A 15525-nucleotide genomic window follows, 5' to 3' on the forward strand; every position below is an offset into this window, starting at 1 on the left:
CAGATCCTAATATTAATTTGAAATAAACTTAAACTGAGCGTCTAACTCACTAATCCCTAAACCACTCACCTTTTTAACTTCAATTTGAACACTTATACGTTGCTTTAATGTTTCAACATGACTGATTATACCTATGGTTTTACCGCTGGCATTTAGGTTATCTAACGCATCAAGCGCTATTTCTAACGTGTCATTATCTAACGTGCCAAAACCTTCATCCAAAAACAGTGAATCGATACTCGTTTTTGCACTGACTAAATCTGAAAGTGCCAGAGCGAGGGCTAAACTGACTAAAAAGCTTTCACCGCCTGATAAGGTTTTAGTGTCGCGCACAGTATCCGCTTGCCATGTATCAATCACTTCAAGGGCAAGCGTGTCTTGCTCTTGTCTTTGTAACTGATAACGACCATGTAACTTAATTAATTGCTGATTAGCCAAGTAAACCAAATGCGCTAAAGTTAAACCTTGTGCGAAACGTCTGAATTTTCCACCGTCTGAGGAACCAATTAAACCATTTAAATGAGCTAAGTCATCAACGGTTTTCTGTTTTTCTAACATTGCGTCTAATAACTTTTGCTGTTGTACTTTTAGCTTTTTATTTTGTGCTAAGTTTTCAGTTTTTTGGCCCAACAAAAGTTGTGTTTGTTTTAACTGCTCGCTCAATAAAGCTAACGCCTGCTCTACTTGCGCAATCTCAAAATCTTTAATGCCTTTTTCTACTAACTGTTCTTTTTGCTGGTTTAAGGCTTCAAGGGTTTCGCTATGTTGCGCTATTAAAATTTGCGATTGTTGCTTATCTCGCTGTAACGATTCTTTTAGTTCAACTAACGTTTTACGCTGTTCGTCACTCATTAATGCATTTTTGAAGCTTGCTTCATCTGCAAACATGCTTTGTTGAATGGCTAACTCAAACGCTTTAATTGCGGTATCCTGCTCTATTTCTAATGCCGCGTATTGCTCTTTACTTGCTGTATATTGACCTTCTATCGTCTGAAACTTTTTAACAAAATCATTATGTTTGGTTTGTAGCTCAGTAAAGGCGACTTGTTCAAGTTTGCGTTGCTCTGCTATTTCAGCCCTCACCTGACTAACTTCTTTCTCGGCAAATAAGGCGGTTCTTTCTTCAAGGCTCTGCTTGTATTTTTTCTTAATATCTTCTTTTTGAATGGCTAATTGATCAAGTTCTTGCTGAGTTTGTTGTTGCTGAGAGTTTCCTATCGCGATTTGTTTTTCACATTCACTTAAGTGTTCTTTTATTTGATTAATTTGAGTTACATGCTGTTGATAAACAGATACTTGTTCTGACTGATTTATTAGCCATTGTTCCGCTTGTTCGATAGGTGGAATAATTAAACCAACCGAATGAATGTCTTGCGTTAATGCTTGTAAGCTTTGTTCAGCGCTATCTTTTTGCTGGGTAATTTGTTGAGCGATTACCGCTTGGTTTTCATGGGTAATTGACAATTGCTTGTCTAAAGCAGCAAGTGCATTTGTGCCTTCAAGTTGATGTTTTTCTAGCGTATGTAATTCTTTCTGAATAGTATTTAACTGTTGGCTTAGCTGATTTAGCTGACTAACAAGTTGATTCGTTTGTTGTAGTTCGCTCTCATTATTTTTTATCGTTTGCTCAATAAGCTGAAGTTCTTTTAATTCGCACGATAATCCAATAGCAGATTTTTGTTCATTCCATTGTGCAATCAAGGCATTTTGCTCTACGACCTTACTTTCAAGATCTTTTTCAGCTGAAGCTAAGTTAGTTTCTACCTTGGCTTTTTCTAAGTTAAGTTGAGCACCACTGTCTTTAATACGTTCAACTTCTTGCTTTAATTGATTAAATCGATGTTCTGTTTCGTTTTTCTGAACGTTTTTATACTCTTCAATCGCTGGATGCTCAAAAGAGCCGCATAACGGACAAGCCTCTCCTGCTTGTAATTTATTACGATGCTCTGTGAGTTCTACAATTTTTTTCTGCTGATTTAATATGGTTTCAACATCTTTAAATTGTTGATTTGTATTTTTATATTCAATTCTTAATTGCGCTAACTGAGCATCAAAATTAGTTATAGATTGCTTAAAATCCTGGGTGCTTTGTCGTACTTGTTCATTCGCTTGTTGCAACACAGAGTAACGCTGTGCACATTGCATAATTTGCGCTTGAACATTTTGGTTATTTTGTAAAAAGCTTAATTTTTCATTTAATACATTTTCGCCTTCTTCAATCGGATTATTACTATTAGTTACCAGCTCTTGTGTGCTTGGATTTTGTTGTAACAATGCAAACTTATTTTGAATAAGCTGTTCAGACTGCTTAATAACATTAGTGTATTGTTCGTTAGTCTGTTGGTTAGCACTAATTTGGTTATTTTTTTGCGTCGTGATCTGTTTTACTTGCTCTGCACTTTCTTGATTTTTTTGTGTTAATTGAGTAATACCTTGATTGATATGATCAATTTGCTGAAACTGATTTTTCCATAACGGAAGTTTTTCAGGCAAGGTAATTAACGATGGATTTTCTTCAATAAAGCGCGACGATATGGCAAAGCTTTCTTTATATGATGCAGCTTGCGTTTCGTGCTTTTTTCTCTCGCTATTATGTTTATTTATGGTTGTTGTAGCGCTTGCTAATTTTTGTTCAAGTTCGATACTTTGTTTATGGAGTTGAGCTAGCTCACCATCAAGCGGAATTATTTTTTCAACAATCAAAGTTTCTTGAGCAATACGTTCATTTTCTGATTTTTGCTGAACATGTTTTAGTTCATCAAGCTGATTTTGCGTATGTTTTACATCTTTTTGACCGAATGCTATTTGATTTTTTAATTGTGTTAATTGCTCTTTTTGAGCTGTAAGTTGCTTACCTGTTCGTTCTTTTAATTCGTAGTCCGTACGTAAACGCTCAGCGGGTTCTGAAGCTTTAAGTTGTTCCAATTCGTTGTGTGAGCTTTTTTCTTTGACTTCACACTCTGCAAATAGCTCGGTAGCTTTTGTTAATTTTTGCGTTGTTTCGTTAAAATTACTGGCCCACGTTTTAGCTTGTTGCGATAAGGTGAGCTGCTGTTGAAGCTCTGTTTCTTTTTTATTATTTTCTACTATGTCGTTCTCAATAACTGAAACTTCATCATCGCTTAATAAGGTTACGCCTTTGCTTTGTGCTTGTAATAACTTTAATTCATTACTTTCGTGTTTATGTTGTTCAAATACTTTTCGAGAAACAACGCCGTAAATTTCAGTACCCGTTAGCTCTTCGAGTAATTCTGCTCTATCTTTAGCCGGTGCATTTAAAAAAGCTGCAAATTCGCCTTGAGATAACATCATAGACTTGGTGAAACGTGGAAAGTCTAAGCCGGTTACTTTAGCAATTTCGGTTCTAACTGTTTGTAATTTTTCAGCCAAAATTTCGCCATCAAGGGTTGCCAATTCAGCTTTAGCGGCTTGTAAGTTACCGTTGATTTGCCCTTTCGCTTTACGCTGACTCCAAAAAGCACGGTAACCTTTACCTTTTACTTCAAATTCAACCTCGGCCAAACAAGATGCAGTATGACGTGTCATCAACTGGTTTTGATTGTCAGACACGGTAAGTCGTGGTGTACGGTGATATAAAGCTAAACAAATAGCATCTAAAATAGTAGTTTTACCCGCGCCTGTTGCACCGGTAATCGCAAATAAGGCGTTGTCTTTAAACGGCGCTTGTGTGAAATCAATTTTCCACTCACCTTTTAACGAGTTAATATTTTGAAAGCGTAAACTTAAAATTTTCATTGCGCTTTCTCCTCATTTTTTACTGTTTTACTATTTAATTCTTCTTGGGCTTCTTCAACGGCATGTTGAAATAAATGGGTAATTCGAGTTTTACGTGCCTGTTGCTCTTCTGTTTCCCAATGTTCGACAGCTAAACGGCTTTCAAAAACCTCATCTAACGAAAGTTCATTTAAGGTGATTTTCTTTTGATGGCTTGGCATTAATTCTCGCGCTTTTTTACTGCGTCTGATCAACAAGATTTCTACCGGAAAATCTTCAATTAAGGTTTCAATACGAGCAGTTAAGTCTTGTAAATATTCAGCACTATTTATTTCAATATCTAACCAAATTTTAGTGTTATCTTGAAGATCAGAACTGGAGCTATCAACTAAAGATAAATATGGTTCTATGTCTTTATTTAACGACTCTAAATTTGTTTTTAAGGTAACTAAAGGCTGAAAGCACGGTATGTCAATTTCGCTAATAATACGTTCAAATTTATCTTTTTTACCGGAAGCTAAAAATTCAATCATAACAATGCGTTTAGTTTGACTGGCTTCATCAAAACTTAGCGGAATAGGAGATCCGCAGTAACGAATATGTTCGGTTTTTGCGACTTTTTGTGCGCGATGTATATGCCCTAAAGCAATATAGTCGGCATCAGGAAAAGCATTGGCAGGAAAGGCTTCTAATGTACCAATATAAATATCTCTTACTGATTCAGACGTGGTTACGCCAACCGTAGTTAAATGCCCTGTGGCAATAATAGGATATTGTCCTTTCGATAAATTTTCTGCTTGATCAAACAAGGTTTGGTAGTGGCCACTTATGGCTTGTTGCAATGATTGCTGTTTTTGCGAAGCCGATTGCCCTGCACTACTTTTAATCACATCGCGTGGTCTAATAAAAGGAATGCCGCATATAACAGCTTGCGCTTCGCCTTGCTTGTTATTTATGGTGAAGACTTGCTCATCAATATTATCGCTAACCGCTGGAATAACCCTAGTTGATAAACTTTTAAGTAAAGTTTTAGACTCGCCCAGCATAGCAACCGAGTCGTGATTACCCGCCATAATAATAAGTTGGCAATGAATGTTATGCATTTGGCTAATAAAGTCGAAATACATTTCACGCGCATAACTTGGCGGTGTGCCTGTATCAAAAATATCGCCAGCAACAATTACCGCATCAATACTGTTTTCTTGAACTTGTTCAAGTAACCAATCAAGAAAAAGTTGATGTTCTTTAGCACGACTTTTGCCGTAAAAGTGTTGTCCTAAATGCCAATCAGAGGTGTGCAGTATTTTCATATGAGAGATATTTTGTTAGCGCGATTTATTGGAAAGGATTCTACCTGATTTTAAACGAAAAAACGGCTTTAAAAGCCGTTTTATTTAATGAATAACTAAATTAAATTACGAGGATAATACACTAACGATAATGAACCATTAAAGTCCCTGATACATTACCAACACTCACTTCTGAAAACGTTTTGTAATCAACATCGTTAAAAAAGTCTTGGTATTTTTTCGTTGTTACATAAACTACAACACCTTCACTGTCCTTGTCTTCTTCTAAAATAGTATTAATAGCAGCAACAAGATAATGACCAAACCCATGATGTTGATGCAACGGATGTATTGCAATAAACGACAACATATGGAATTTATTCAAAGGCACTGCAGCAAGTATTTTTTCTTCTTTTTCAATCATTTGCTTGGTACTAAAATAACCAGCGCCTAAAAGCATTTTTAAACGCCAATGCCAAAATCGATCTTTTCCCATTCCTGTGTCCGGCTTATTTAAACAAGCAACACCAACAATGCTTTCACCTAAATACAAACCAACCATAGGTTGTTTAGCGGTCCAAAAAGCATTGAGTTCTTCGCGAATTGATGTTCTTAGTCTTTGCTCGTAATCAGGTTTATCGCCATTAAATATTTCAAGAAAAACAGGATCATCATGGTAGGCTTGATACAATAAAGAAGCAGCAAGTTTTAAATCTTCAGCGGCTAAATATTCAGCTCTAACATTTAAATCAGTTTTTTCAGACACGGTATCACCCATCCTATTTCCTCACTTTATCCAGAATAATTTTAAAAGTTAAACCACTATTGAATTAAAACGGTCTACATAATTATAGACGATATACAATATCAGCATATTTTATAGTGAGCAAATTTCAAACAAATGATGCTAATATTACATCGCCATCAGCCTTTTATAACTTTTACCTTCACCTGTATCGGTTAAAACACCATTTTCGAAGTGTAAATAAGTACATTCATCTTTTGTTGTTAACCCATCTTTATGTATTCGTTGTGTTCTAAAATAAAGTACTTTAATTTCTTGTTCTTTAACTTGGTAAGATTCAGTAAAGTCAGCAACACCTAGCGTATCAATAACTTTTTGATGGGTTATATATATACCCGTAACCATTCAAGATGCAGGTTTCAGTGGGAACTAAAAACAATTTAGGCAAGGTATTAAATTTACGTCATGGTTATTCCCTGACTAAAGTTAATAACGCAGCATAAATTGTTTTTAGACCCATCGTAGAAGCACTTGAGCAAAATCACTTCTTCGTTAATGCTTTTTATAAGGGAACGACCATTATTGCAAAGCATTGCCTTGAATTGATATCGCTCAAGTGCTCTGAAATAGCCTCTTGATTGGTTACGGGTATAAAGGCATGTTAGCTATTTTTTTGCGGTTTTCAAATTCGCGCTCGTGATCATTTTGAAACATGTGATCTCTATCGTCACCATCAATGGCAATAACGCAGCCACTTAAAGTAGTAGCAATCGGTGCAACAAGAAGTAAAGCTAATAATGTTTTTTTCATGATATTTCCTAATAAGATAAAAATTACTGTGATCACTGAGCAATAATAAGTCATCACAACACTGAGTATTAATTCAATTAGCAAACACTAAACCAAAAATATAACTACTTGATTTAAAGCTATTTTATTTATAAATTAAAGATAATCGTATTTAAATTTAGTAAAATACACTAAAATTTAGCTACATTAACTTTAGGTTTATAAAAATGACTAACTTTGAAAAAATTATAATTATCGCCAATCAATTAGCTAATGAAGGAAAAAAACCTAGTGTTGCTTTGATTAAGTCAAAAGTCGCAAGCCCATTACCTTTACCTCAAATAATTAGTGCATTAAGAAGTTGGCAACACGAACCTGAGAATTGCGTTTTATTTGAAACATCAGCACCAGAAGATAAAAATACTCCCTTAATTGAGAATGATGAATTATCTGCTGAATTAATTAATGAAGCTATTACGGTAGCAATAGATAACGCACTTGGACCTATTAAGGCTGAACTAGCCAAAGTAAAAGCGCAGCTACTACAATTAACTCAAAAATAAAAAAACAGCTAAAAACAAGTTAAATTCTTTCGATTTATTTTACACTTAGCAATAAAGCATGTATAAATAAACAGTACAACTAATAAGTAGTGTAAACAGGTTTAATAGAATTGAAGTTATTTATTGCGGAAAAACCCAGTTTAGCAAGAGCAATTATCGACGTATTGCCTAAACCACATAAAAAAAATGATGGTTTTATTGAAGCAGGAAATGGCGATATTGTTACTTGGTGTATTGGCCATTTGCTAGAGCAAGCTCCGCCTGAAGATTATGATGTAAAATATAAAAAATGGGTTGTTGAGCATCTACCTATTATTCCGCAACAATGGCAATTAAAACCAAAAAGTAAAACACGAAAACAACTGACAGTGATTAAACGCTTAATTAAGCAATCAGATATTATCGTAAATTCTGGTGATGTAGACAGAGAAGGTCAAATTCTAGTAGATGAAGCCATTAGTTATTGCGGAGCTTCCAAAACCAAAATAAATAACGCCTTACGTTGTTTAATAAGTGATATGAATTTTGCTGCGGTAAAAAAGTCTGTTAACAACCTAAAGCCTAATAAAAATTATATTCCCTTAGCTACATCAGCCCTTGCTAGAGCAAGAGCCGATTGGCTTTACGGTTTAAATATGACACGTTTATGCACGCTGCAAGGACAAAAATCTGGCTACCAAGGCGTATTATCGATAGGACGAGTTCAAACACCTATTTTAGGTTTAGTGGTAAATCGTGATATTGAAATAAACAACTTTATTTCAAAACCTTTTTATGAGGTACTAGCAGACATAGCCACAAACAACGGTGAAAAATTTCAAGGAAAATGGCAACCAAGCAAAGCTTGCGAACCTTACATGGATGAAGAAAAACGCGTACTATCAAAAGAGCTTGCGTTAAATGTAGTAAACCGAATTACTGATCAACCCGGTAAAATCACCAAAGTAACGCAAGATAAAAAACAGCAACAAGCGCCGTTACTTTTTAGTTTATCTGGCTTACAAATAGCGGCTGCAAAAGCATTTGGTATGACCGCAAAACAAGTATTAGATACTTGTCAAAATCTTTACGAAAAACACAAACTCATCACCTACCCAAGATCAGACTGCCAATACTTACCCGTTGAGCATTTAAACGATGTAACAGCCGTTACCAGTGCCATTAGCCAAGTTTCAAATAAACTTGCACCTATGCTTAAATCAGCTGATTTAAAGAAAAAAAGCCGAGTATGGAATGATAAAAAAGTCAGTGCACATCATGCCATTATTCCTACCGCTAAAAATAAACCAACAGGTGTATTATCTTCAACTGAAGAAAAAATTTATGAGTTAGTAGCACGCCAATATATCGCGCAGTTTTATCCTAATTTTGAATATGTAGATAAACAAATTGATACTGTTATAAGCGGTGGGCTTTTTATTAGTAAACAAAAAGATATTGTTAAAAACGGTTGGAAAGATTTATTTCCCTCATTTAATAAAAATAAAGATACTAACTCTCAAGATAAAGAGTTTTCAGCAACCCAATTACCTAACGTAAAAGTGGGCGATACAGTACATTGCTTACAAGGAAATTTGATAGAAAAAAACACGAGCCCACCTAAACCTTTTACCGACGCGACTATTTTGTCAGCCCTTACTGGCATAGCGCGTTATGTAACAGACCCAGATATTAAAAAAGCTTTACGAGAAACAGACGGTTTAGGAACTGAAGCAACACGTGCGGGCATTATAGAGTTACTTTTTAAGCGCCAATTTTTAACACGAAAAGGAAAAGAAATAAGAGCAACAGAAATAGGGAGAAAATTAATTACTGCTTTGCCCTTACGAATTTCACAACCCGATATGACAGCTCTTTGGGAATCGCAGCTTGAATCAATAAGTACTCAATCACTCAATTATCAAGCCTTTATTGGTGGTGTTGAACAAAACTTAGGGCAACTAATTAACGAAGTAAAAAACATTAGTTTTACAGGGTTACCGCAATCAACTGCCCCGAGAAAGTTTACGAGAAAACGAAAAGCTAAAAAGTAAACTAACGGTTTAATCTAAGAAGCGTGCACACTCGGCGTTAAACCCGCAATAAATTCAACAAGATTATTAGCTAATTTTTTATGAGGCAAACACCCTACTTGCTCGACCCAAACTTCACCCGTTTCATTATCAATTGAAATGATCATGTCGTCTTCATCTGTTACCGCAAAGAAAATAGTAATACTCTGCTTTAACTTTTGTTTCATCATAATATGGCCTATCAGGTTTTGCTGTAGCCTTTCAAAGTCATCTTTGTTCCATGGTAAAAGTAATGAAAGCTTGCCATCGGCACTCTCAGCTTCAATTGATTCGCTATATACACAGGTAAAATAGTCTTTTATGTCTTGATGAAGTGAAAATTCAAGCGCTTTTTCAACATTTTCAAAATTTAAATCACTATCAATTTCAATAGGCTTCCAGTAGCTTTCTTCTTCGTTACTTTGCCCTTGTTCACAAGGAGAAACCCAGTCTTTATCTGATACAACGACAGGTAATTGGTGATGAACTTCCTGATACTTTTCGATATAAGAAGTGGTAAATGCTAACAAAGTATTTTTTACAGAAGTATTTGGTAATGTCATATCAGAGAAAGATCCTTTAAAATAAACGCATATTCTGCGTGCAAAATACGTTAACACAATATTGATAACAAGCCCTTTATGACTTTATACAAAAATTCTATCGAACTAAACGATTTATCTTTAGGTAAACCTACTGAATATTGTAGTGAATACAACCCTCAATTATTACAAGGCGTACCTCGCTCGTTAAACAGGGATGGTTTAGGAATAGATGCAAATAACCTTGCCTTTAAAGGTGAAGATGTTTGGTACGGTTACGAGCTTTCTTGGTTGAACAGTAAAGGTAAACCTATTGTTGCTGTTGCTGAATTCAGATTTGATTGCACTAGCCCAAATATTGTTGAATCTAAGTCGTTTAAACTTTATTTGAATAGTTTTAATCAAAGCAAATTTAGTACTTGGGATGAAGTACAAAAATGCTTAACTCAAGATTTGTCTAAAACAGCTGGCTGCCAAGCACGTGTAGCTCTTTTTAAAATTGACGAATGTACCGCCTTAAATATTGCTTCAACTTCAGCAAAGTGTATTGATGACATAGATGTAACTATTGATACTTACGATATTAATCCAGCCTTATTATCACTCTCTGATAATAACAATAGTGTTGAAAATAAAGCCTTAGTCAGTCATTTACTAAAGTCTAATTGTTTAATTACCAATCAGCCCGATTGGGCCAGTGTTTATATTACTTATTCTGGTACTGAGATAGATGAAGCATCATTATTAAGTTACTTGATTTCATTTAGGCAACATAACGAGTTTCATGAACAATGTGTTGAACGAATTTTTACTGATTTGATGAATGCTTTTACGCCCGAAAAGCTTACCGTATTTGCTCGTTATACAAGAAGAGGTGGATTAGACATTAATCCTTTTAGAACAACAGAAAATATTATTGCTCCTTGTTTAAGAACATTAAGACAATAAGTAGCTAACTTGTCATATTTATGACTATTCAAGCTAACGAATATATTAACTACAAATTATTAACATAAATGTCATAAAGTACATACGAACTAATTACTTATCCATACAAATCGCTGTCACAATAATCAGTGCTATGATAAATTTTGATATATACTAGTTAAATACACATTTTAATTTCGAATCGCTTTATTATGTTTTAAACATAATTAAAGGATTAAGTTAAATGATTCGATTGGCAGGACATAATTCCTTTTATGAGCGATACACCATCATCTGATACGCAGGTAACTCAATTAAAGCGTAAATTAGAAGCCGCTATTTCGTCGCGTGCGTCATTAGAAAATGACTTGAAGACTCAATCTTCGATGTTAGTTGATTTTATTGGAAAATTATCTCAAACCTGTAAAGGCCAAGATAAAACATTAGATAATAAGTTAGCCAATTTAAGAAATTTACTAAAAAAATCGGCTGCATTAGCTGATATTGAAAAGCAAATTTCAGTAATATCTCAACTATTACAGCAACACTCTACAACCAATGCTGCCAATATAAAAACCCTACACAACGATTTTTTATTAGCAGGAAAATCATTACAAAAAGTTAATGGTTTACCTAGTGGACTTAGACGTGATTTACGTTCTTTGCTAGAAAGCAGTGAAGATGAAAAAGATGCGGTGGTTCAATATATTCCTCTGTTAAGTCAGTTAGTCTCTTTTTACACTATCGTTTTAGCTTCAAAAAATACTCCTACAGGTAATGGTACAACCGCCGTAACCTCATTAAAAAATATAAATGAATTAGATACTGAACAACCTGTCAGCAAAGAATTTATCGAGAAATTTTCTGGTATATTAAATGAGCTTGCTTTATCTGATATCAACACAAAACAACTATCAACAGTTAAAGCCAAAATAACGCCTGACATGTCTAATAGCAATTTATTAGACCGCTTTTTTGAAGTATTTGATGTTATTGTAGAAGACTTAAAAAATGAACGAAATACAGCAAAAGTCTTTTTATCAACATTAAGCGAAACACTTTCTACTGTGCAATCAGCAGTTAAAAGCACATTGGAGATGAGCTCTGAGTCAGGCTCTAAACATGAAAAAATAAACAATATACTTCAAAAACAAGTCGGTGAAATGGCAACAGATATTAATAACGCCACATCTATTAATACGATAAAAAATGATATAAACAACAAGTTGAAACGCATAGCGCTTACTTTACAAAAAAAATCAGAACTTGAACAAGAACAAAACAACTTACTACAAGCTAAAATGCAAGATATGTCCGCTAAGGTAAAATCACTAGAAGAACAAAGTAAAACCTTTGAAAAACGAATTCAAGAACAACAAACTAAAAGCATGACAGATGCCTTAACTAAGCTGGCTAACAGAGCGGCTTTTGATGACTACTACGCCAAAGCACTTATGAAGTTTCACAGTAATAATTTTGACTTAGCGATTGTTGTTTTAGATTTAGATGACTTTAAACGTATAAATGATACCTACGGCCATACAGCAGGCGATAAGACATTACAAGTAATAGCAAACACCTTGAAAAAGCAAATTAGTGAACATGCATTCGTAGCTCGCTACGGTGGTGAAGAATTCGTGTTAATTATGTCTGAAATTAACAAAACACAACTTTTACAACGCTTAGATACCCTCAGACAGCAAATAGCCCGCTTACCCTTTAAATTTAAAAACGATAAAGTCAGCATTACCATTTCAGTGGGCGCTAGCCATATCAACAAAGAAGATAATACCCATACCGCATTCGAGCGAGCCGACGAGGCTCTTTATCAAGCTAAAGCCGAAGGAAAAAATCAAGTAGTTTACGTATAACCTTCATTTATCATCATAAGTATTAACGCTGTATATTTTTTATCGTGTTAATACTTTGGCCTATTACATCAAACATTTCATCCTAGGCCTTCAGAAAAGGAATAAACATGCATACACAACTTAATCCTGTAGGAAACATGAAACTACTTTCTCAAGTAGAAGTAGATCAACTTCAAAAATCTGCAACAAGCGATTTATACAACTTATACCGAAACTGTTCTCTTGCTGTATTAAACGCAGGTAGCCATACAGATGATGCCGAAGAAATTTATCAAAAATATACTGATTTTCACATTCAAGTATTAAGGCGTGAACGCGGTATAAAGTTAGACCTAGAAAACCCACCTCAACATGCATTTGTTGATGGCACCATCATTAAAGGTATTCAAGAGCATTTATCTGTAGTTTTAAGAGATATATTATTTACCAACACTAAATATAAAAATATCAGTAACGACTCAAGCGAAATAACACATGTAACATTCGATATTTTGCGTAACGCTAATGTTATCCAACCCGAAACTGATCCTAATTTAATTACTTGTTGGGGTGGTCATTCCATCAACCAAATTGAATATAAATATACCAAAGAAGTCGGCTATCAACTTGGCTTACGTGGTTTTAATATTTGTACTGGTTGTGGGCCCGGAGCAATGAAAGGGCCAATGAAAGGCGCAACTATAGGTCATGCAAAACAGCGTAATAACTTTGGTCGCTATATAGGTTTAACTGAACCGAGTATTATTGCTGCAGAGCCACCAAACCCGATTGTTAATGAATTAGTTATAATGCCTGATATTGAAAAAAGACTTGAAGCTTTTGTTCGTATATCTCATGGTATTATTATTTTTCCTGGTGGCGCAGGTACATCAGAAGAATTACTTTATTTATTAGGTATAATGCTTAACAGTAAAAACCAAGCACAAAAACTCCCTATTATTTTAACGGGACCTGTAGAAAGTGAAGAATACTTTAAAGAAATAGATGCTTTTATTGGCGCAACCTTAGGTGCCAAAGCACAAAGCTTGTATAAAATTATTATTGGTGATGCTGAAAAAGTGGCAAAAACGTTAAAAATAGAGCTTGAAGACGTACTCACTTATCGAAGAGAAATTGGTGATTCTTACCACTTTAACTGGTCTTTAGTCATAGAATCTGATTTTCAGCGCCCTTTTGAACCCACACATGAAAATATGGCAAACCAAAATATTAGCTATGATCAAGAAACCTCGACACTTGCTGCAAATTTAAGACGTATATTTTCAGGTATTGTCGCCGGTAATGTTAAGTCATCTGGTATTAAAGAAGTAAGGGAGCATGGTCCTTTTGAGATAACTGGAGATCCAAAAATAATGGCTTTAATGGATAAACTTTTAAAATCGTTTGTTGAACAAGAACGTATGAAACTTCCTGGCACTAAATACCAGCCTTGCTATCGTGTTATCGGAGAATAAAATGAGTGTACACCTTGTACTTATAGATGCTTTAAATTTAATTAGAAGAATCTACGCAGTACAAGAGCGCCCTTTTTTAATGAATAATGAGTTGTCGGACAATACCAAACAGCAAGTATTGTTCAACACTCAACAAGCTTGTATAAATGCAGTAAAAAAAATAATAGAACAACAACAACCTACTCATATTCTTACTGTATTTGACAGTAAAAATCCCTGTTGGCGCTACGAACTTTTTCCTGATTATAAGAAAGGCAGAAAGAAAATGCCTGAGCATTTAGCCAACCATCTCTCTTGTATTCAAGATGAACTGATGGAAATGAATGTAGATTCATTAATTTCTGAAACTGATGAAGCTGACGATTTAATTGCAACACTCGCCATTAAAGTAGCTTTGAAGGGACAAAACGTTACTATTATCTCTACTGATAAGTGCTTTTTATCTATGCTCAATAATCATATTAATGTTTATGATTACTTTAACAGACGTTATCTTAATGAAGCCTACGTACTTGAAAAATTTAATGTAACACCAGAACAGCTCATTGATTTATGGACGCTTACCGGCGATAGTACCAATAAAATCCCTGGCGTTGCTGGTATAGGTCAAATTACGGCATCTGATTTATTAAATGAATACGGCTCACTTACAGCGATAACTTCAGCAGAAAACCTTAAAGGTAGTATTGCTAAAAAGTTGGCTGAACACATAGATACAATCGAACTCAGCCGGAAGCTATTATCTCTAAAAAATGATATTCCGCTTGGCTTTAACTTGAAAGATATTCGATATCAATAATATATAAAATAGTCTAGATTCGTTTAGCTCCCTTTTAAATAGGATCAAACGACTTCACATAACGCTTTTTTATTTATAAGATTTATCTAAACACTCACATTTAAATACATCATGATGTGCGTTAACAATTACTAAATACTCGTATTTATATAAACAAGGCTTTTCATGAATCATAAATTTATAATACGCGCCATTATTGCATTAGCTATATATATTATTAGCTTTGCGCTCGTACTAAAATTTTATGACGACAACCCATCTAAAATGCAGTGGGAAGAAAGAGAAGATTACATTAGAAACTTTTTAACTACCGTAGAACTAAATAAATTTACTTTTGATGAAGCCTTACACTTACTTGGTAGCCCAGACATTACAGAAGCTAAACGGATTGATAATGACTATTATCAAGTCACGTTTTATAGAACCCATCATGTAAAATCAGATGGGATAACAACACAAGAAGAATGCACCCCCTTATTGTTTAAAAACAACATATTACTTGTCTCAGGTAAGAATGCTTACGAATCATTCAAATTATTATGATGCTCTAAAATATTGTATTAAATTTAAAAATCACAATCCTCCCCAAAAAAATCAAACGTAAAATCAATATCTGCATATACCTGTTACCACTCAAAATACATATTTCAAAGCATTTTGAATAACAACAGGTATATAACCTAAAAATTTATATTATTTTTTAAAATCCCTACCTGTTTGATAGTTTATTTAGTAAAGTCACTTTATTGTCAACAAAATA

Annotated in this window: 13 protein-coding genes; 7 read left to right on the plus strand and 6 right to left on the minus strand. The window is 34.4% G+C overall.

All coding sequences use genetic code 11. From position 1 onward, the window contains the following. Positions 1 to 12 precede the first annotated feature (12 nt). The 5 genes from AC0L5Q_RS05835 to AC0L5Q_RS05855 form a co-directional block, all read right to left on the minus strand. Positions 13 to 3756, minus strand: coding sequence for an SbcC/MukB-like Walker B domain-containing protein (locus AC0L5Q_RS05835; protein WP_473615527.1), 3744 nt, complete (start codon positions 3754 to 3756; stop codon positions 13 to 15). Then, the gene (gene sbcD, locus AC0L5Q_RS05840; protein WP_473615531.1) at positions 3753 to 5045 is read right to left on the minus strand and encodes an exonuclease subunit SbcD; all 1293 of its coding nucleotides are present in this window, start codon (positions 5043 to 5045) and stop codon (positions 3753 to 3755) included. Before sbcD ends, AC0L5Q_RS05835 begins: the two co-directional genes overlap by 4 nt. 121 nt (positions 5046 to 5166) lie before the next feature. Next, positions 5167 to 5802, minus strand: coding sequence for a GNAT family N-acetyltransferase (locus AC0L5Q_RS05845; protein WP_473615535.1), 636 nt, complete (start codon positions 5800 to 5802; stop codon positions 5167 to 5169). A 135-nt stretch (positions 5803 to 5937) separates the two neighbouring features. Continuing rightward, on the minus strand, positions 5938 to 6174 hold the full coding sequence (locus AC0L5Q_RS05850; protein ID WP_473615538.1) for a DUF3192 domain-containing protein: 237 nt from the start codon (positions 6172 to 6174) through the stop codon (positions 5938 to 5940). 237 nt (positions 6175 to 6411) lie between these two features. After that, positions 6412 to 6579 carry a hypothetical protein gene (locus AC0L5Q_RS05855; protein ID WP_473615541.1) on the minus strand — a complete coding sequence of 56 codons (168 nt, stop codon included), beginning with the start codon at positions 6577 to 6579 and terminating at the stop codon, positions 6412 to 6414. Between the two features lie 206 nt (positions 6580 to 6785). On the opposite strand from AC0L5Q_RS05855, the gene AC0L5Q_RS05860 reads away from it, so the two are divergent. Together AC0L5Q_RS05860 and AC0L5Q_RS05865 are read left to right on the plus strand one after the other, a co-directional pair. After that, a complete protein-coding gene (locus AC0L5Q_RS05860) occupies positions 6786 to 7121 on the plus strand; it encodes a hypothetical protein (RefSeq protein ID WP_473615542.1) in 336 nt (111 codons plus the stop codon). Positions 7122 to 7231: 110 nt separating this feature from the next. After that, on the plus strand, positions 7232 to 9154 hold the full coding sequence (locus AC0L5Q_RS05865; RefSeq protein ID WP_473615546.1) for a DNA topoisomerase III: 1923 nt from the start codon (positions 7232 to 7234) through the stop codon (positions 9152 to 9154). 14 nt (positions 9155 to 9168) lie between these two features. Here AC0L5Q_RS05865 and syd read toward each other — a convergent pair whose 3' ends face one another. Continuing rightward, on the minus strand, positions 9169 to 9735 hold the full coding sequence (gene syd / locus AC0L5Q_RS05870; protein WP_473615550.1) for a SecY-interacting protein: 567 nt from the start codon (positions 9733 to 9735) through the stop codon (positions 9169 to 9171). Between the two features lie 78 nt (positions 9736 to 9813). Here syd and queF point away from each other — a divergent pair, with 78 nt between their 5' ends. The 5 genes from queF to AC0L5Q_RS05895 all read left to right on the plus strand — a co-directional run bounded on the left by queF (position 9814) and on the right by AC0L5Q_RS05895 (position 15308). Beyond that, positions 9814 to 10662, plus strand: a complete 849-nt coding sequence (gene queF, locus AC0L5Q_RS05875; protein WP_473615553.1) for an NADPH-dependent 7-cyano-7-deazaguanine reductase QueF — start codon at positions 9814 to 9816, stop codon at positions 10660 to 10662. Positions 10663 to 10916: 254 nt separating this feature from the next. After that, the gene (locus AC0L5Q_RS05880; protein WP_473615557.1) at positions 10917 to 12512 is read left to right on the plus strand and encodes a GGDEF domain-containing protein; all 1596 of its coding nucleotides are present in this window, start codon (positions 10917 to 10919) and stop codon (positions 12510 to 12512) included. 107 nt (positions 12513 to 12619) lie between these two features. Further along, positions 12620 to 13966 (plus strand): nucleotide 5'-monophosphate nucleosidase PpnN, encoded by a 1347-nt coding sequence (gene ppnN, locus AC0L5Q_RS05885; protein ID WP_473615560.1) that lies wholly within the window; start codon positions 12620 to 12622, stop codon positions 13964 to 13966. 1 nt (position 13967) lies between these two features. Further along, complete coding sequence (xni, locus tag AC0L5Q_RS05890) at positions 13968 to 14765, plus strand: flap endonuclease Xni (protein WP_473615564.1); 798 nt, start codon at positions 13968 to 13970, stop codon at positions 14763 to 14765. A 165-nt stretch (positions 14766 to 14930) separates the two neighbouring features. Beyond that, positions 14931 to 15308: a DUF3192 domain-containing protein gene (locus tag AC0L5Q_RS05895; RefSeq protein ID WP_473615568.1), complete on the plus strand. Its 378-nt coding sequence runs from the start codon at positions 14931 to 14933 to the stop codon at positions 15306 to 15308. Positions 15309 to 15525: the final 217 nt, after the last annotated feature.

The sequence above is a fragment of the Pseudocolwellia sp. G5-9 genome (assembly GCF_055808995.1).

Excerpts from the sequence above, each read along its gene's own strand:
- AC0L5Q_RS05860 (WP_473615542.1), top strand. The coding sequence starts at position 6,786 with ATGACTAACTTTGAAAAAATTATAATTATCGCCAATCAATTAGCTAAT.
- AC0L5Q_RS05880 (WP_473615557.1), top strand. The coding sequence starts at position 10,917 with ATGAGCGATACACCATCATCTGATACGCAGGTAACTCAATTAAAGCGT.
- AC0L5Q_RS05835 (WP_473615527.1), bottom strand. The coding sequence starts at position 3,756 with ATGAAAATTTTAAGTTTACGCTTTCAAAATATTAACTCGTTAAAAGGT.
- ppnN (WP_473615560.1), top strand. The coding sequence starts at position 12,620 with ATGCATACACAACTTAATCCTGTAGGAAACATGAAACTACTTTCTCAA.
- queF (WP_473615553.1), top strand. The coding sequence starts at position 9,814 with ATGACTTTATACAAAAATTCTATCGAACTAAACGATTTATCTTTAGGT.
- syd (WP_473615550.1), bottom strand. The coding sequence starts at position 9,735 with ATGACATTACCAAATACTTCTGTAAAAAATACTTTGTTAGCATTTACC.
- AC0L5Q_RS05895 (WP_473615568.1), top strand. The coding sequence starts at position 14,931 with ATGAATCATAAATTTATAATACGCGCCATTATTGCATTAGCTATATAT.
- AC0L5Q_RS05845 (WP_473615535.1), bottom strand. The coding sequence starts at position 5,802 with ATGGGTGATACCGTGTCTGAAAAAACTGATTTAAATGTTAGAGCTGAA.
- AC0L5Q_RS05855 (WP_473615541.1), bottom strand. The coding sequence starts at position 6,579 with ATGAAAAAAACATTATTAGCTTTACTTCTTGTTGCACCGATTGCTACT.
- AC0L5Q_RS05850 (WP_473615538.1), bottom strand. The coding sequence starts at position 6,174 with ATGGTTACGGGTATATATATAACCCATCAAAAAGTTATTGATACGCTA.
- sbcD (WP_473615531.1), bottom strand. The coding sequence starts at position 5,045 with ATGAAAATACTGCACACCTCTGATTGGCATTTAGGACAACACTTTTAC.
- xni (WP_473615564.1), top strand. The coding sequence starts at position 13,968 with ATGAGTGTACACCTTGTACTTATAGATGCTTTAAATTTAATTAGAAGA.